This window comes from Plantactinospora alkalitolerans (assembly GCF_015690345.1).
Lineage (GTDB): Bacteria > Actinomycetota > Actinomycetes > Mycobacteriales > Micromonosporaceae > Plantactinospora > Plantactinospora alkalitolerans.
On the sequence record NZ_JADPUN010000243.1, the window covers coordinates 1 to 17,859 of the forward strand.

General features: G+C 71.7%; 12 protein-coding genes. 7 read left to right on the plus strand and 5 right to left on the minus strand.

Annotated elements, in window-relative coordinates; translation table 11 throughout:
* From I0C86_RS27180 to I0C86_RS27190, 3 genes are all read right to left on the minus strand, one after another.
* Positions 1-653 (minus strand): GAF and ANTAR domain-containing protein (locus I0C86_RS27180; RefSeq protein WP_196204135.1); only part of this gene is annotated, 653 nt, incomplete at its 3' end.
* Positions 654-1,019: 366 nt separating this feature from the next.
* On the minus strand, positions 1,020-1,820 hold the full coding sequence (locus I0C86_RS27185) for an SDR family NAD(P)-dependent oxidoreductase (RefSeq protein WP_196204136.1): 801 nt from the start codon (positions 1,818-1,820) through the stop codon (positions 1,020-1,022).
* A gap of 78 nt (positions 1,821-1,898) precedes the next feature.
* Positions 1,899-3,080 carry a zinc-dependent alcohol dehydrogenase gene (locus I0C86_RS27190; RefSeq protein WP_196204137.1) on the minus strand — a complete coding sequence of 394 codons (1,182 nt, stop codon included), beginning with the start codon at positions 3,078-3,080 and terminating at the stop codon, positions 1,899-1,901.
* Positions 3,081-3,287: 207 nt separating this feature from the next.
* Here I0C86_RS27190 and I0C86_RS27195 point away from each other — a divergent pair, with 207 nt between their 5' ends.
* From I0C86_RS27195 to I0C86_RS27205, 3 genes are read left to right on the plus strand one after another with little or no spacing between them, the layout of a single operon-like run.
* A complete protein-coding gene (locus tag I0C86_RS27195; protein ID WP_196204138.1) occupies positions 3,288-5,732 on the plus strand; it encodes a molybdopterin oxidoreductase family protein in 2,445 nt (814 codons plus the stop codon).
* Positions 5,733-5,735: 3 nt separating this feature from the next.
* Complete coding sequence (locus tag I0C86_RS27200) at positions 5,736-6,194, plus strand: hypothetical protein (protein ID WP_196204139.1); 459 nt, start codon at positions 5,736-5,738, stop codon at positions 6,192-6,194.
* 58 nt (positions 6,195-6,252) lie between these two features.
* A complete protein-coding gene (locus I0C86_RS27205; protein ID WP_230394876.1) occupies positions 6,253-7,578 on the plus strand; it encodes a cytochrome P450 in 1,326 nt (441 codons plus the stop codon).
* 97 nt (positions 7,579-7,675) lie between these two features.
* Here the strand turns inward: I0C86_RS27205 and I0C86_RS27210 are convergent, their stop codons facing one another.
* Positions 7,676-8,653: a DNA topoisomerase IB gene (locus I0C86_RS27210; RefSeq protein WP_196204141.1), complete on the minus strand. Its 978-nt coding sequence runs from the start codon at positions 8,651-8,653 to the stop codon at positions 7,676-7,678.
* A gap of 114 nt (positions 8,654-8,767) precedes the next feature.
* A complete protein-coding gene (locus I0C86_RS27215; RefSeq protein WP_196204142.1) occupies positions 8,768-9,004 on the minus strand; it encodes a hypothetical protein in 237 nt (78 codons plus the stop codon).
* 408 nt (positions 9,005-9,412) lie between these two features.
* Here I0C86_RS27215 and I0C86_RS27220 point away from each other — a divergent pair, with 408 nt between their 5' ends.
* The 4 genes from I0C86_RS27220 to I0C86_RS27235 are packed head-to-tail and all read left to right on the plus strand — an operon-like array spanning position 9,413 to position 17,704.
* Positions 9,413-10,984, plus strand: a complete 1,572-nt coding sequence (locus I0C86_RS27220; protein WP_196204143.1) for a TIGR02677 family protein — start codon at positions 9,413-9,415, stop codon at positions 10,982-10,984.
* On the plus strand, positions 10,981-12,192 hold the full coding sequence (locus tag I0C86_RS27225) for a TIGR02678 family protein (RefSeq protein WP_196204144.1): 1,212 nt from the start codon (positions 10,981-10,983) through the stop codon (positions 12,190-12,192). The genes I0C86_RS27220 and I0C86_RS27225 overlap by 4 nt, the downstream gene beginning before the upstream one ends.
* Positions 12,189-16,460 carry a TIGR02680 family protein gene (locus tag I0C86_RS27230; RefSeq protein WP_196204145.1) on the plus strand — a complete coding sequence of 1,424 codons (4,272 nt, stop codon included), beginning with the start codon at positions 12,189-12,191 and terminating at the stop codon, positions 16,458-16,460. The genes I0C86_RS27225 and I0C86_RS27230 overlap by 4 nt, the downstream gene beginning before the upstream one ends.
* The gene (locus tag I0C86_RS27235) at positions 16,457-17,704 is read left to right on the plus strand and encodes a TIGR02679 family protein (RefSeq protein WP_196204147.1); all 1,248 of its coding nucleotides are present in this window, start codon (positions 16,457-16,459) and stop codon (positions 17,702-17,704) included. The genes I0C86_RS27230 and I0C86_RS27235 overlap by 4 nt, the downstream gene beginning before the upstream one ends.
* The last annotated feature ends 155 nt before the right edge of the window (positions 17,705-17,859 follow it).

Genomic DNA, 17,859 nt, shown 5'->3' on the forward strand with positions numbered 1-17,859 from the left:
CGGTTCGAGTCCTGGGAGACCTTGGCGAGGATGTCGAACGCCTCGTCGGCGGTGCAGCGGCGTTCGCCCATGATGATGCCCTTGGCCTGTTCGATGACGGCCCGGCTCTGCATGGCGGACTGCATCTGCGCGGCCAGGGTGGCGGTGGTGTCGTACAGGTGGGCGTTGGCCAGGGCGACGGCGGCGTACCCGGCGAACGTCTGGGCGAGCGTGACCGCGTCGTCGTCGAAGGCACCCGGCTTCACGCCGTAGATGTTGAGGGCGCCGGTCACCGACTCCTGGATCGGCAACCCGATCGACAACGAACTGCGGGCTCCGTTCTCCACGGCCCGGGCCGTCCAGTCCGGCCAGCGGTCCTCGACGGTCATGTCCGGAACGGCAACCACGGCGGCGCCCCTGGCCGCGTCCAGGCATGGGCCGTGGTCGTACTCGTACTGCAGCTCGTCGAGGCGCAGCGCCATCTCACCGGTGAACGCGGCGGTCTGCGCGCCCCGTTGTCCCAGCAGCGTCACCGACACCTCGTCGGCCCCGGGGATCGTCCGTTGTGCCAGCTCGGACACCCGCGTCAGCACTCCGGACAGATCGGTTTCGCCGAGTTTGATCCGGCCCAACTCGGCGAACGCCTCGGTGGGATCGGTGGGTCGCTGCGCCATGACGTCGAGATCCTCGTGGGCCGGCACGCGTACCGGTTACGGGAGGCGACGGCAGCGCGCGTAGTGGTGGCGCACCGCGGATACGGGACGCCGCACGGACTCGTCGACCGAATCCGGCCGCGCCGCTGCTGGACGCTGACTCGCCGGCGCCTGGGGGCGTCGGCTGCGGCGATCACTATACGGTGCCACCCGACCGGACCCGGGACGGCCAGCCGGTTTGGTTCGGCGGGAAACGGCTGCGGAAAGAAACCGCGGCGCTCTGTCCCCGCGGCGCCTCGACCAGTACCCACAAAACCGACCTTTGGCAAGCCGGTGCGAGGAACCATCAGGACCGACGGTTCCTCGCACCGGCTTGCCGGGTGCGGTTCAGTCCTTGCCGGACCCTGGCTCGGCCATCTTGCGGTGCATCTGCGCCTTGACGGTCTCGGGTGTGAGTTTCGAGGCGCCGGCCAGCACCCGGTTCTTTACCGAGCCGGCGACGACGTGATCCTTGCCCTTCATCAGGGCCTCGAAGCCGTGCCGGGCGACCTCGGCCGCGTCGTCCTTCTTGCCCGCACCCACCCGGGTGTCCTGCATTCCGGCCCGTTCGAAGAACTCCGTGTCGGTCGGCCCCGGCATCAGGGCGGTCACCGTGATCCCGGTGCCCTTGAGCTCGTTACGCAGGGCCTCCGAAAACGACAGGAGGAAGGATTTGGAGGCGGCGTAGGCCGCCTCGAACGGGCCCGGTTGGGTGGCGGCGATCGACGAGGTGAACAGGATCCGCCCCTCGCCGCGCCCGACCATGTCCTGTACGCCGCGCTTGGCCAGGTGCACGGCCGAACGCACGTTGAGGTCGATCAGCCTCAGCTCGTCGTCCAGGTTGGTGCTGGCGAACTCGCCGTGGACGCCGATCCCCGCGTTGATCGCCAGCGCGTCGATCGACCTGCCGTTCGAGGTCGCCTGCCGGCAGAGTCGCTCCACGCCGTCGTAGCTGGCCAGATCGGTCTGGACGGCCTCGACGGTCGCGCCCAGCGCCTCGAAGTCCCGGGCCGCGCGGGAGATGTCGTCGTCCTCGGCCGCGACCACCAGGTCGAAGCCGTGCTGGGCGAACTGCTTGGCGAGTTCGTAGCCGATGCCGCTGGACGCGCCGGTGACGACGGCGAGCGGCTTTCCGGTGGGATTGGTCATGACTGTGTTCGTCCCTTCACAGATTCGACGTCGCGGTGCCTCTCATGCCCGGGACATACGGCAGCAAACCGGTGATCCTCACGGTGCGAGGACCACCTTGACGCAGCCGTCCTGCTTGCGCTGGAACATCTCGTACGCCTCCGGGGCCCGCGCCAGCGGCACCCGATGGGTACGCAGGTCCAGCACGCCGAGTGGATCGTCGTCGGAGAGCAGCGGCATGATCTCGTCGACCCAGCGCCGTACGTGGCACTGCCCCATCCTCAGTTGGATGCCCCGGTCGAACATCTCCATCATCGGCATCGGATCGACCTCCCCGCCGTACACGCCGGAGAGCGACACGGTGCCGCCGCGGCGTACCGACTTGACGGCGGCGTGCAGCACGTCGAGCCGGTCCACTCCGAACCGGTCCGTCATCGACTGTGCCAGCTTGTCCGGCAGCAACCCGACCGCGGTCTGCGCCACCTTGCCCGGGCCGGAGCCGTGCGCCTCCATCCCGACCGCGTCGATCACCGAATCGGGCCCCCGACCGTCGACCAGGTCGATCAACGCACCCGGTACGTCGTCGAGGTCGGTCACGTCGACCACCTCGACGCCGTGCCGCCGGGCCATCTCCAACCGCTCCGGAACCAGATCGATGCCGATCACCCGGCCCGCACCGAGGTGCCGTCCGATCCGGGCGCAGAGCTGGCCGACCGGGCCGAGCCCGAAGACGGCGAGGGTACCGCCGGCCGGAGTGTCGGCGTACCGCACCGCCTGCCAGGCGGTCGGCAGGATGTCGGACAGGTACAGGTACCGCTCGTCCGGGCCGCCCGCCGGCACCTTGATCGGCCCGAACTGTGCCTGCGGGACACGGAGGTACTCCGCCTGGCCACCCGGCACGGACCCGTACAGGGAGGTGTAGCCGAACAGTGCCGCGCCCTTGCCCTCGGCACGCACCTGGGTCGTCTCGCACTGGGCGTAGAGCTGCCGCTCGCACATCCAGCACGATCCACACGAGATGTTGAACGGCACCACCACCCGGTCGCCCGGCCGCAACCGGGTCACCTCCGGACCGACCTCCTCGACGATTCCCATCGGCTCGTGTCCGAGCACGTCGCCGGGCTTCAGGTACGGCCCGAGCACCTCGTACAGATGCAGGTCGGAGCCGCAGATGGCGGTCGAGGTGATCCGGACGACCGCGTCCGTCGGCTCCTCGATCCGCGGGTCGGGCACGTCCTCGACCCGAACGTCCCGCTTCCCCTGCCAGGTCAATGCCTTCATGTCGTTACCTCCCCATGGCTGCGTCGCCGCCCGAACTGCTACCCACAACCGACCGGCTGAACCCGACGACCGACGCCGGAAACGGCGAACCCGGTGAGCCGGCGCGCGGGACGACGGCTGTTTGCTCGACGGTGGATCGGGTACGGCAGCCAATCGGGTACGGCGGCCAGTGGTGCTGGCGCCGTCTGAACCTGGCTGGAGGCCGTGATGGCTGATCGGATCGCTGATCCCTGGGGGCCCCGGACGCCGTACGGACCCGGAAACGGCGAGCCGTCGTGGCCGGTACGGGTCGACACCTTCCTCGAACCCGGGGTGGACGAGGCGGACGTCGACAGGTGGACGCAGTCGGCGTCGTTGCTGCACTCCAACGGCGACGCGATGGACATCGCGGTGCGCGGCGACCGGATCGTCGGGGTACGCGGCCGGGCGGTGGACCGGGTCAACCACGGCCGGCTGGATCCGAAGGACCTGTACGGGTGGCAGGCGAACAACTCTCCGGACCGACTCCGCCGGCCGCTGGTCAGGGACGGCGACCGGCTCGTCGAGACCGACTGGGAGACCGCGATGGGCCGGGTGGTGAACCGCTCCCGGGAACTGCTCGACGGCCCGGGCGGCTGGGGCCACTTCGGCTTCTACACCAGCGGCCAGCTCTTCCTCGAGGATTACTACACACTCGGCGTGATCGGCAAGGCGGGGATCGGCACCCCGCACATGGACGGCAACACCCGGCTCTGTACGGCCACCGCGGCCAGCGCGTTGAAGGCGAGTTTCGGCACCGACGGGCAGCCGGGGTCGTACCGCGACGTGGACCACTGCGACGCCCTGGCGCTCTGGGGACACAACGTGGCGGAGACCCAGGCGGTGCTCTGGATGCGGATGCTCGACCGGCGGCGCGGACCCAACCCGCCCGCGATGCTGGTCGTCGACCCCCGCGAGACCCCGGCGGCCCGGGAGGCGGACCTGCACCTCCCGGTACGTGCCGGAACCAACCTGGCACTGGTCAACGGGCTGCTCCGCGAGGTGATCCGCAACGGCTGGTACGACAAGGAGTACGTCACCGCGCACACGCTCGGCTTCGACGAGTTGTGCCGGGTGGTGGACCGATACCCGCCGGACCGGGTGGCCGAGATCTGCGACGTACCGGTACGGCAGATCGAGGCGGCGGCGGAGCTGCTCGGCACCGCCGAACGCCTGTTCTCGTCGGTGTTGCAGGGCTTCTACCAGTCGAACCAGGCCACCGCGGCGGCCTGTCAGGTCAACAACCTGCACCTCGTCCGCGGCATGATCGGCCGCCCGGGTGCCGGGGTGTGCCAGATGAACGGGCAGCCGACCGCGCAGAACACCCGGGAGACCGGAGCCGACGGCGACCTGCCCGGCCTGCGTAACTGGGCGAACCCGGAGCACGTCCGGCAACTCGCCCGACTGTGGAACGTCGAACCCGACGTCATCCCGCACTGGGCCCCGCCGACCCACGCGATGCAGATCTTCCGGTACGCCGAGCAGGGGTCGATCAAGCTGCTGTGGGTGTCGGCGACGAATCCGGCGGTCTCCCTGCCCGACCTGGCCCGGATCCGACGCATCCTGGCCAAGCCGGAACTGTTCCTCGTCGTCCAGGACCTGTTCCTCACCGAGACCGCCGAACTGGCCGACGTGGTCCTGCCCGCCGCCACCTGGGGCGAGAAGCTCGGCACCTTCACCAACGCCGACCGGACCGTACACCTGTCGGAGAAGGCGGTCGAGCCACCCGGCGAGGCCCGCGCGGACCTGGACATCTTCCTCGACTACGCCCGCCGGATGGACTTCCGCGACCGGGACGGCGGTCCGCTGATCACCTGGACCGATCCGGAGTCGGCGTTCGAGGCGTGGAAGGAGTGTTCCCGGGGACGCCCCTGCGACTACACCGCCATCAGCTACGACCGGCTGCGCGGCGGCAGCGGCATCCAGTGGCCGTGCACCGAGGCGAACCCGGACGGGACCGAGCGGCTCTACATCGACGGACAGTTCAACACCGACCCCGAGTACTCCGAGACGTACGGCCAGGATCTCGGTACCGGCGCCGAACTCCCCGCCGCCGAATACCGGGCCAAGCAACCTGGCGGACGCGCGTTCCTGCACGCGCTCGACTACGAACCATCACCGGAGGTGCCGAGCGAGGAATATCCGCTGCTGCTCACCACCGGCCGGACCGTCTACCAGTTCCACACCCGGACCAAGACCGGGCGCGCACCCCAGCTCAACAACGCCGCACCCGAGGTCTGGGTGGAGGTGAGCGCCGAGGACGCCAAGCGCGTCGGGTTGGCCGAAGGCGACCTGGCCCGGGTCGAGTCGGCCCGGGGCACCGTACGGGCCCGGGTGCGCGTCTGCGGCATCCGTCCCGGCGTGGTGTTCGTACCGTTCCACTACGGCTACTGGGACGTGTCCGGACCGCAGCGGGAACGTGCCGCCAACGAGTTGACCATCACCGGCTGGGATCCGGTGTCGAAGCAACCGCTGTTCAAGGTGGCGGCAGCCCGGCTGACGAAGGTCGCGGACGCGGCGGGATCCTTCGCACCGGCACCCACCGTCGGTGCCGGCGCGCCGGCCGACCCGGAAGTTCCCGCCACGGTCGGCGGCCCCGACGCCGTGAGCAGCGCCGAGATCCGGGAGGACTGACCGATGCAGCTCGCCCACTACCTCGGCCTACTGCACCGCTCGCTGAGCAACCTCGACGGCGCCTACCGGGAGGTCGCGGACGTGCACGGCGACGAGCCGGACGTACGCTTGTGCTGCCAGCGGCTCGCACGGCAGTGCGCCGCCCAGGCCGACCGGCTGGACCCCTTCGCGCGCCGCTACGCCGAACAGGCGCCCGACGAGCCGGACCGGCTGCACTCGGAACTCTTCCGGGGCACCCGCACCGGCGGCCTCGGCCTGCTCCGCGATCTACAGGACCTCTACCTCATGACCAGCGAGTGCGACATCTGCTGGACCGTCGTCAAGCAGGCGGCACAGGGCGTACGTGACCGGGACCTGCTCTCGGTCGTCGAGGGCGGCGAAGGCGAGACGACGATCCAGCTCGCCTGGCTACGGACCCGGATCAAGCAGGCCGCACCACAGGCACTGATCGTCGCGGACTGACCGCTGGGACCCCGTCGCCGCACGTCCGGGCCCGGGTTTAGTGAGGGGTGATCGGGGCATGGAGGGCAGCATGCTTCCGCTCCGCGCACTTCCGAGTGACCAGAGCCTGCGGCTGGCCGTGCAGGGCTACGGTTGGTTGCCCAACCTACGGCGCCGGTACGGGACGGAAACGGTGCAGGTACGACTGCTGGGCCAGCCGGCAGTCGGGCTGTACGGGCCGGACGCGGCCCGGTTCTTCTACGACGAGGAGCACATCCGGCGGCACGGCGCCATCCCGGGCCCGGTGCAGGTCACGCTCTTCGGTCGGGGCGCGGTGCACACGCTCGACGGTGCCGATCATCGCCACCGGAAGGCGATCTTCACGTCGCTGCTCACCGCCGAGGGGATCGCGACCCTCGAGACGTACGTCGGGCGGGCCTGGGACGAGACGGTCGAGACCTGGGACGCGGTGCGGCCCGTGGTGCTGTTCGACGAGGTCAGCCAGATGCTCACCCGCGCGGTGTGCCAGTGGGTCGGGATCCCGCTGGCCGAGCCGGAGGTCGCTCCGCTCGCCGCCGACCTGGTCGCGATGGTCGACGGCTTCGGCTCGCTCGGGCCCCGACACTGGCGGGCCCGGCGCGCCCGCAGCCACCGGGAGCAGTGGCTGGCCGATCTCGTCCGGCGAATCCGGCGCGCCGATCCGGATTCGGCCGTCGGATCACCCGGATCGGCCGCCGGATCACCGGAGTCGGCCACCGGATCACCGGGATCGGCCGCCGGATCGCCGGTTCTTCCCGGCTCGCCGGTCGAGCTTGTCGCACGGTACCGGGACACCGAGGGCGAGCCGCTCGATCCCGTGGTCGCGGCGGTGGAGGTACTCAACCTGCTCCGCCCGACCGTGGCGGTCTGCTGGTACGTCACCTTCGCCGCGCACGCCCTGCACCGCTGGCCGCAAGCGCGCGAGCGGCTGCGTTCCGGCGGCACCGACCACGTCGCGGCATTCGGGCACGAGGTCCGGCGGTTCTATCCGTTCGCACCGTTCGTCGGCGGCCGGGCGGCTCGTGATCTCGTCTGGCAGGAGGTACCGATTCCGGCCGGCTCGCTGGTCCTGCTCGACCTGTACGGCCAGAACCACGACCCGAAGCTCTGGCCGGACCCGTACGCCTTCGACGCCGACCGGTTCCTCGGCCGGAAGATCGGCGCCTTCGACCTGGTGCCCCAGGGCGGTGGCGATCCACGAACCGGCCACCGTTGCCCGGGCGAGAAAACCACAGTCGCTCTGCTGAACACGCTCACCGCCCGGCTGTCCACCCTCGACTACGAGGTGCCACGGCAGGATCTCGACATCCCACTGCACCGGATACCCACCCGGCCCCGCAGCGGTTTCGTCCTCGTACCCCGGTAGCCGCGCGGCCCGGGATTCGCCGGCGGGCCGGCGGCGGCGTTCGCCGACGTCCACGGAGCGGGGGACTCACCCACTACCCGTGAGCGGGGTGGCGGGATCAGTCACCGAGCAGGGCGAGCACGGTGCGCTCGGCGGCCGGGCCGGACGTTCCTTCCAGCGGTCCGAGCCGGCCGTCCCGATAGAGATCGAGAAGCCGGGGGTCGACGTACGAGGCCCGTGCGACCGCCGGGGTGTTGCCGAGCAGGTCGGCGACCTCCCGCATCACCCCGGCCACCACCCGCCGCCGCTTCGCCTCCGAGTTCCGGGTCCCGGCCGCAGCCAGGCGGGTGGCCGCGAGCACGGTCGCGTGCCAGGTACGGAAGTCCTTCGCCGTCATGTCCGTGCCGCTGGCCTCGCGGAGGTAGTCGTTGACGTCCTCGGCGCGTACGTCCCGCCAGCACCGCCGCTCCCAGTAACCGAACAACCGGTCCTGCCCCCGGCGCCGCCGCCTCAGGTCCCGCAGCACCTGGCAGGCGTCCGGATCGGTCACCCGTCGGCTCTGCTCCACTCCGCCCTTGGCCGGGAATTCCAGCACCACACAGCCGGCGGCCGCCCGAGCGTGCTCCGGACGCAGCGTGGCGACACCGAACGTCGGCGCCTCCCCGGCCGCGTACTGGTCGCCGCCGATCCGGAACATCCCCAGGTCCAGCAGACGGGCGATGGTGGCCAGCACCCGCGACCGGGTCAGCCCGCGCTCACGCAGATCGTTCTCGATCTGCTTACGCAGTTGGCCGAGGTGTCCGGCGACCTCGATGACGTGCGCGAACTTCTCGCGATCCCGCCGGTCCCGCCACACCGGGTGGTACAGGTACTGCTTGCGCCCGGCGTCGTCGATGCCGGTGGCCTGGATGTGGCCTCGCGGGTCGGGCGAGATCCACACCTGTCGCCAGGCCGGCGGGATGGCGAGGTCACGCAACCGGCGAAGTTGCGCCGGGTCGCTGATCGCCCGCCCCTCGGAATCGAAAAACGTGACCCCACGCCCCCGCCTGCGTCGGCCGTATCCGGGAGCGCCGAGGTCAGAGCGACGAAGCCGCATGTCCCACCACCGGTGTCATGGCCGCTCTTCTACCCCGGACCCGCTTCGGCACTCCCGGACCGGACAATCGCCCGACTGCTGGAGGACCACCGCGCCAAAGAGCGCCAAGGTGGATCAGCCGGTGGTGCCCGACGTCGGTAGTTCCGAAGACCGCCTGGTCGCCAACGGCGATGCGACCCGGGCGGCGGCGTTCTCGGAGCCCGACTCGCCACCGCCCGGCGCCACCTCACCGTCATAGTTGTAGACGGTCAGGGTCGTGCCCTCGCGGTTCCGGGTTGCGGTGGTCCGAATGTAGCGGTGGATCAACCCGTCGAGTTCGATCTCGATCAGGCCGGCGTCCCCGGACGTCACGAGCGTCTCGTTCCGAGGACCGCCTACCAGAATGGCGTCGTCGCGCGTCGTCATGGCTGCCCAGTACCCACGACCGGCTCCACCTATTCGACGGCTCCCTGTGCTGGTCTGGGTCGACAGACACACCGGCCCCACCGGTGTTCTTCGCGTGGCCGACAGCCATGAACGCCGCGGTCTCCTCGTGCCGAGCCGGTACGAACTCCGAACTTCCCGCCCGGCGCAGCGCGCCCGGCACACAGTCGATCGCCTCGCGGGCCACGCCGCGCAGCTCGGCGATGACCTGATCTGTTTCCGAGCCAGCGGATGTCGCCACCACCATGACGGGGCCACGCGGGCTCGCCGCCGTAGCCGTCTCGAAACGCCGGGTCTGTGCGACCGAGAGCACGCCGCCGGTGCGATGATGGCCTGATGTCCGCCCGGACCGATCCCTCCGCACAGCCCTTCGCACATCTACAAGCGCAGAACGCGGCGCTCTACCGGGTCGTCCTGGCAACGTTCGTCCGCGCGAAGCAACGCTTCACGGTGCATCTTCGGCCGGAGGACGTCCTCGCGGAACTCGGTGTCGGCACATCGGCCGAGGCGGTCACCGCCGCCCTGACCCAGCTCGCCGAGTGGGGCAACCTGCGCGCCGACCCGGACACCGGGCGGGTCACCACCGTCGAGGACTTCCACCGGGCCCGCTACCTCTATCAGCTCAGCCCCGAGGGCCACGCCGCCGAACAGGCGATCGCCGTCTACGAGGAGACGGTGGCGCGGCGCGGGGCGTTGCAGTCCGTCGCACTGTCGGACATCGCGGCCCAACTGCGCGCGTTGCTGGCCATCGCCGCCGGCGGGGCGGCCGGTGACCCGCCGGATCCGGCGAAGACGCACCTGCTGTTGATGAGTCTGGTCGACCGGTTCACCGGACTGGCCGACAACGCGCAGGCGTTCATGGCCTCGCTCCGCCGTACCGTCGACTTCGCCGACGCGGAGGTCGACGTCTTCCTGGCGTACAAGGAGCAGTTGATCTCGTACCTCGAACGGTTCATCGCCGACCTCGCCAACCGCGGCGCCGAGATCGCCGCTCTGGCCGGTCAGATCGAGGAGGCGGGTGTGCTCCCGCTCCTGGAGGTGGCGGCACACCGCGAGGCGAGCGACGCCGCTCCGGTCGACGACGCCGACGGGGAGGCGCAGCGGGCCGTCGCGCGGGAAGCGTTGGCGGCATGGCGGCAACGCTGGCACGGCCTGCGCGACTGGTTCGTCAGTGCCGACGGCGGCCGGCAGTCGCAGGCCAGGCTGCTGCGGTCGGCGGCGATCGGTGCGATCCGCCAACTGTTGGGCACGGTGACGGCGATCAACGAACGGCGGGCCGGACGATCCGACCGCTCCGCCGACTTCCGAACCCTGGCGCTCTGGTTCGCCGAGGCCCCCGACGACGAGTCCGCGCACCGACTCTGGCACACGGCCTTCGGGCTCTCCCCCGCACGCCATCTCAGCACCACGGCGGAGAGCCTCGCCCTGGTCGAGGAACAGCCGTTGCCCGCCTCCGTCTCCTGGTCACGGGCACCACGCCTGGAGATCAGCCCTCGGCTGCGCCGGACCGGGTCGTACGAGCGGCGGGGCTCCCCGAACCGGGTGATCGACCGTTCCGAGCAGCGCCGACTCCTCGGCGAGCGGATGGAACGCGAGGCCGCGGAGGCTGCCCGGGCCCGCGCCGCGCTCGCCACCGACGGCCCGACCACGCTCTCGCATCTCGGCGAGCTGGACAGCGTCGAGTTCCAGCTCTTCCTGCAACTGCTCGGCGACGCGCTCGCCGTACGGCGGCCGGACGCCGACGAGGTGGTCACCGCCACGTCCGACGGTACGCTGCTGGTCCGGCTCGTCCGGATCGCGCACGCTCCGCCGGTACGCATCGTCACCCGGGATGGCGTGCTCACCGGCCCCGACCACCTGGTCGAGATCACCGATCTCGACCCAGCCCGCGCCCTGACCGCCCGTTGAGCAGGGCCCGGCTCTCCGTCGCCGACGAGCCCGTAGCCCGGCTGCGGCAGGCGGCGCGGATCCTGCTCGCCCGTCCACTGCTGGTCGCCGGTCTCGCGGACGACGAAGAGTTCCAGTTGGTCCGGTCGTACGCGGCGGAGCTCCGGGAGTGGTTCGAACGCGAGACCGGCTGGCGGCTCGTCGCCGACGCGCAGACGATCCGGCTCATGAAACTCACCGCCGACCCGCACGACGAGACCCATCCCGCCCGCGATCCCCGCGCGAAGACCCCGTTCTCCCGGCAGCGGTACGTGCTGACCTGTCTGGCTCTGGCGGTGCTGGAACGTGCCGACGGCCAGGTGACCCTGGGCCGGCTGGCCGAGGAGATCATGCTGGCCGCCGCCGAGCCGGCGCTGGCCGGCACCGGCTTCACGTTCACCCTCCAGCGGCGGGAGCGCCGCGCCGACATGGTGGCCGTGGTTCGGCTGCTGCTGCGCTGGGGCGTGCTGCGCCGGGTGGCCGGCGACGAGGACGCGTATCTGGGTGGCAGCGGCGACGTTCTCTACGACGTGGACCGCCGGGTCATCTCCGGGCTGCTCGCCGCCGCGCGCGGCCCGTCGATGATCTCCGAGTCGACCCCTGCCGGGCGGCTGGGCGCACTGACCCAGGATGTCGTCCTGGACATCGACGACGCCCGGAACCGGGCGTTGCGCCACCGGTTGACCCGGCTCCTGCTGGAACAGCCGGTGCTCTACTACGACGAACTCTCCGACCCCGAACGGGCCTATCTGACCAGTCAGCGTTTCGCCCTGGTCAACCGGATCACCCAGCTGACCGGACTGGTCGCCGAGGTGCGGGCCGAGGGGATCGCCCTGGTGGACCCGGCCGACGAACTGACCGACGTGCGGATGCCCGCAGAAGGCATGCAGAGCCACCTGACCCTGCTGCTGGCCGAGCGGATCGCCACGGCCGACCGGGGCGTACGGGTCAGCGAGCTGCACCGGCACACCCGGAAGCTGGCCCGGGAACACCGGTCCTACTGGCGCAAGCACGCGACCGACCCGGGCGCCGAGATCGACCTCGTGGCGACGGCGCTGGAAGCGTTGCGCGCGCTCAAACTGATCAGCGTCGAGCCGGCCGACGACCCGCTCGTGGTCGCCCGTCCGGCGATCGCCCGGTACGCCCTGGCCGAACCGACCATCCGAGAACGGAAGGAAGTCGTCCCATGACGGGGCCCTCGCGCCAGGCACTGCCCCTGCCGGAGCGGGAGCGGTGGCAGCCGCTGCGCGCCGGCCTGGTGGACATCTTCTACTACGACCAGGAGGAGTTCCACTTCCACGGCGGCAGCCTGCTGCTGCGCGGCAACAACGGCACCGGCAAGTCGAAGGTGCTGGCGCTGACCATGCCGTTCCTGCTCGACGGCGACCTCGCACCGTACCGGGTGGAGCCGGACGGGGACCCGAACAAGCGGATGGAGTGGAACCTGCTGCTCGGTGGCCGGCACCCCCACCCCGAACGGCTCGGGTACACCTGGCTGGAGTTCGGGCGCCGGGACGCCGACGGCAGGACGCACTTCCTGACCGTCGGTGCCGGACTGAAGGCGGTCGCCGGACGCGGCATCGCCCGGCACTGGTTCTTCGTCACCAGTCAACGGGTCGGCGAGGACCTCCGGCTGCTCAGCCCGACCGGCACGGCGCTGGCCCGGGAGCGGCTCCGGGACGCGCTCGGTGGCACCGGCCTGGTCTACGACCGCGCGGCGGACTACCGGCGTGCCGTCGACGAGGCACTGTTCGGGCTCGGCAACCGGTACGAGGCACTGATCTCGCTGCTCATCAAGCTGCGCCAGCCACAGCTGTCGAAGCGCCCGGACGAGAAGAGTCTCTCGCGGGCGCTCAGCGACGCCCTGCCGCCGCTCGACGACAACCTGATCGCCCAGGTCGCCGAGGCATTCCGCAGCCTCGACGACGAGCGGGAAACGCTGCGGGAGCTGGCCGAGACGAAGCGCGCGGCCGACGAATTCCTCGCCCGCTACCGGCGGTACGGGCAGGTGGCGACCAAGCGAAAGGCCGGCGTCCTGCGTCACCTGCACAGCCGCTACGAGCAGTTCGGCCGCGACCTCGCCGAGGCGCAACGGGCGTACGCGGAGGCGGACGAGCGGGTCGCGCAGGCGCAGTCCCAGCTCGGTGAACTCGGCCACGAGCACCGGGAGTTGACGGCACGGCGGCAGGCGCTCGCGGAGAGCCCGGAGGCGCGGACGGCGGAACACCTGCACCGGCTTCGGGAGATCGCCCAGCAGCGGGCCGGGTTCGCCCGCCGCCAGCAGGAACACCTGCACGACATCGAGTCGGACGTCGCGCGCAACCGCCGGGTCCTGGACGAGGCAGCCGGCGAACTGCGGCACGCCGCAGAGGCCGAGACGGCCGCCCGGCGCGAGGTGTCGGAGAACGCCGAGCGGGCGATGATCGCTGATCGGCACCGGGACCGCGTGGTTGCCGCACTCTCTACCGACCCGACGGGCGAGCCGACCACCACGACGGGCGAGGCGACCACCACGACGGGCGAGGCGACCACCACGAGCGGCATCGGGACCGGCGACCAGACCGGAGCGGGCCGCGCCGGGACCGCAGGGGTGGTCGGGGCTACCCGCGCCGCCACGGAGTTGATCGAGGCGTGGACCAGCGCCCTGCGTACCCTCGACCGGCTGCGCGAGGCGGCCGGCGCCGCGCAGGAGCAAGCGGACCGGGCGCGCGGGGATCTGGACCGGCTCGACGGTGAGTTGGCCGCCGCCGACCTGCGGATCGTCGATGCGGAGACGGCCGCGACGCAGCAGGGCGACCTACTGGTACGACGGGTCCGAATGCACCTCACCGGCCTGGTCGAACTGCCCGTCGCCGACCCGGACGCCGTACTCGCCCGGCTGGAGCTGTGGGTTTCCGGGCTGGCCGGCGACAACCCGGCGACCAGGGAGATCGCCCGCGCCGCCACCTCGGCCACCGAGGCGATCGCCCGGCACGACGCCACTCTGGAGGCCGAGCACCGCCGTGCCCGCTCGAGGCTGGACGAGATCGACGCGGAGTTGCGACGGCTCGCCGACGGCGTACACCAGCCGCCACCGGCACCGCACACCCGGGTTCCCGAGGTACGGGCGGACCGATCCGGTGCGCCACTGTGGCGGGTGATCGACTTCGCGGAGAGCATGCCGGACGCCGACCGAGCCGGCATCGAGGCCGCCCTGGAAGCCGCCGGTGTGCTCGACGCCTGGCTCGACCCGGACGGGTCGCTGCGCGACCCGGCCTCCGGCGACACGGTGCTGCGGCCCACCCCTTCCGTGCCGGCGAACCTCGACGGGCTGCTCCGGCCGGCCATCGACACCGCCGATCCCGCCGCCGCCGCGCTCACCGACCGGCTGGTGGCCGACGTACTGGCCGCGATCGGCTATGGCGCCGGGTCGGCCGCGGTGACCTGGGTCGACGCGGACGGCCGGTACGGCACCGGAGTCGTCGCCGGACGGTGGACGAAACCGGCGGCGGAACACATCGGCGACGGGGCCCGAGCGGCGGCCCGCCGGACCCGGATCGCCCGGCTGCGGCACGAGGCCGGCGAACTGTCTGCGCTCGTCGACGACATCGACGGTCAGCGCGCCGCACTCGACGAGCGGCGCAGACAGGTCACCGAGGAGGCCGAAGGGCTCCCGTCCGACCAACCGGTACACGAGGCGCACACCCTGGTACGGACCGCCTACGACCACCGCCGGGAGACGTTCGCCCGGCGGGACGAGGCCCGGACGGAACTGGAGACCGCCGCTCAGGCCGCCGCCGCCGCGCTCGCCGAGGCAACCGACTTCGCCGCCGACGTCGGCCTGCCCTACGCCGCCGAGGACCTCGCCACGGTACGCGACGGGCTACAGGCGTACCAGGTGGCGCTCGCCGCGTGGTGGCCGACGGTGACCGGCGCGGAGGCGGCGGCGAGGCGGCGCGGCGAGGCCCGGCGGGCGTACCAGGAGCGGCTGGCCCGGCTCGATCCAGCCGCCGATGAGGCCGCTTCGGCCCAGGAACAGGCGACGACGGCCCAGATCGAGTTCGACACGCTCGACGCAACCGCCGGCGCCTCCGTCGCCGAACTCCAACGGCAGATCAGCGAAGCGACCAGGGCATTGGCCGGGTGTGAGGAAGCCCAACGCTACACCCGGGAGCAGGAGGGCGCGGCGCGCGACGCGCGCGGTGTCGCCAGCGGCCGGCAGGACGGGCTCGAACGGGAACTCGACGAGGTCAGCCGCAGCCGGGACGGTGCCGTCGAAGCGCTCCGCGCCTTCGCCGGCACCGGTCTGATCGACCTGGTCTGTCCCGGCCTGGAGCTGCCCGATCCAGGACAGCCCTGGGCGGCCACCCCGGCGGTGACGCTCGCCCGTGGCGTGGACCGGATGCTCGCCGAGGTCGACACCGACCACGCCCGGTGGGAACGCCTGCAACAACAGGTCAGCGTCGACGTCAAGCTGCTCGCCGACAACCTCTCCCGGCACGGGCACCAGGTACTGCCCGCGGTACGGGAAGACACGATGGTCGTGGAGGTGGCGTTCCAGGGACGCTCCCGTACCGTGACCGACCTCGCCGCCGCGCTCGTCGGCGAGATCGAGGAGCGGCAGCGCGTGCTCTCCGCCCACGAGCGGGAGGTGCTGGAGAACCACCTGGTCAACGAGGTCGCCGGGGCGCTGCAGGAACTCATCTCCGGCGCCGAACGGCAGGTGGAGAGCATGAACGGCGAGTTGGAGGCGCGTCCGACGTCGACCGGGATGCGGCTGCGACTGCTCTGGCGGCCGACGAGGGACGCGCCCACCGGTCTGGCCGAGTTGCGCGCCCGCCAGCTGCGACAGAGCACCGACGTGTGGAACGACGACGACCGCCGTACGGTCGGCGCGTTCCTGCAACAGCAGATCGACCGGGAACGCCTGCGCGACGAGGCGGCCACCTGGGCCGAACAGCTCACCCGGGCACTGGACTACCGCGCCTGGCACGAGTTCGCCGTGCAGCGCCGCCAGGACGGGCAGTGGCGTCCGGCGACCGGCCCGGCTTCCGGCGGCGAACGGGTGCTCGCCGCGAGCATCCCCCTGTTCGCGGCCGCCTCGTCGTACTACGGCTCCACGGGCAACCCGTACGCCCCGAGACTGATCGCGCTCGACGAGGCGTTCGCCGGGGTCGACGACGACTCCCGAGCCAAGTGCCTCGGTCTGCTCGCCACCTTCGACCTGGACGTGGTGATGACCAGCGAGCGCGAGTGGGGCTGCTACCCGCAGGTCCCCGGTCTCGGCATCGCCCAGTTGGCCCGGCACGAGGGCATCGACGCCGTCCTGGTCACGCCGTGGCGGTGGGACGGCCGTGAACGGCGCCGGCTTCCCCGCGCCGTGGCGCAGCCGCCCCGGCAGCGCGATCCGGAGCCCGGCGACCCGCCGGCCACCGCCGATCCCGACGAACAGTCGCCGAGGCTCTGGAACGTCGAGTGACGGACCTGGGCCGGCTGCGCCGCCAACTCGGTGGAACGGAGACGGCCCGGCTCGTGCAACGGCTACGTCGCCGGCTGGCCCACGGCCGGGCACTCACCGGCACCCTCTCGCTCGACCGTCCGACACCGGAGGAGCGGCAGGCGGTGGAGCGGCTGCTGGGACGGCGTCCCGGGCGCGGTGGCTCGCTCACGGTCAACCTCGACGATCTCGACCGCGTCGTCCGGCGCAGCGGAATGCACAGCGACGGCCTGGTCGCCGCGCTCGAGCTGCTCGGTGGAGCAGTCACCGTCCTCGCGGACGTCCGGGCGGCGGAGGCGGCCGCGTGGCACGTGGCGCTTGCCCCGCTGGAGGCCCTGAGCGGACGCCGGGCGGAGCTGTTCGACTGGTGCGTCGACGCGAGCACGGTGGCGCTGCTGCGGCGTCTCGGCAGGGTCCCGGACGCGGCGGCCCGACTCACCGCCGATCTGGTCGCCGTGCTCGACGAGTTGCCCGCCGCCGGTGTACCGCTGGCGCGGCTGGCGGTCCAGACCACGGGTGACGCGCACGCGCTCGACTCCGACCGTCCGCTCTCGACGCTCGTGCTCTCCGCCGTGCGGGCCATCTGGTGGGGCGCCCGGCAACTGCCCGCCTCCGCCGCCGAGCAGCGGCGGGCGCTGTGGGACGCGGCCGGCGTACTTGTCGACGAGTTGTCCTCGACCATGCTGGTGCTCAACCTGCCGGCCGTGCCCGGCAGTCGGCTGCACGCCCTCACCTCGTCCGCCGTCGACCTCGGCGAACCGATGGTGCTCACCCTGCGGCAGGTCGCTCGTGAGCGGCCCGGCTTCCCCGCTACTCGGGTCCACGTCTGTGAGAATCCGACGGTTCTCGCTGCCGCAGCGGACCGGCTCGGCCGGTTCTGTCCGCCCCTGGTCTGTGTCAACGGTCAGCCGACAACCGCGGCGGTGCGTCTGCTGTCCGCCCTGGCGGACAGCGGATGCGAGCTGTTCTACCACGGCGACTTCGACTGGGGTGGTGTCCGGATCGCCAACCTGCTCCGCACCCGCGTGCCGTGGCGACCGTGGCGGTACGACACCTCGGCGTACCTGAGCGCGGTCCATGCCGGTGCGCCGGGGTCGCTGCGCGGCACGCCGGTCGAGTCGGAATGGGATTCCGGCCTGACCCCGGCCATGCGACGCCACGGCGTCCGGGTCGAGGAGGAACTGGTCCTCGAGGAGCTGATCAGGGACCTGTCGACCCGGACCTGATCGGATCGGCGCCGGACCTGATCGGATCGACGGTCGAGTTCGGCCGGCAGTTCGAGCGGCCCACCAACGGCGTCGGGTGGGGGCATCCGGTCTGGTGGCGGTGCACCATTATGCGGTCATGACCAACCCCATCTGGATCCCGATCGCGAGCACCG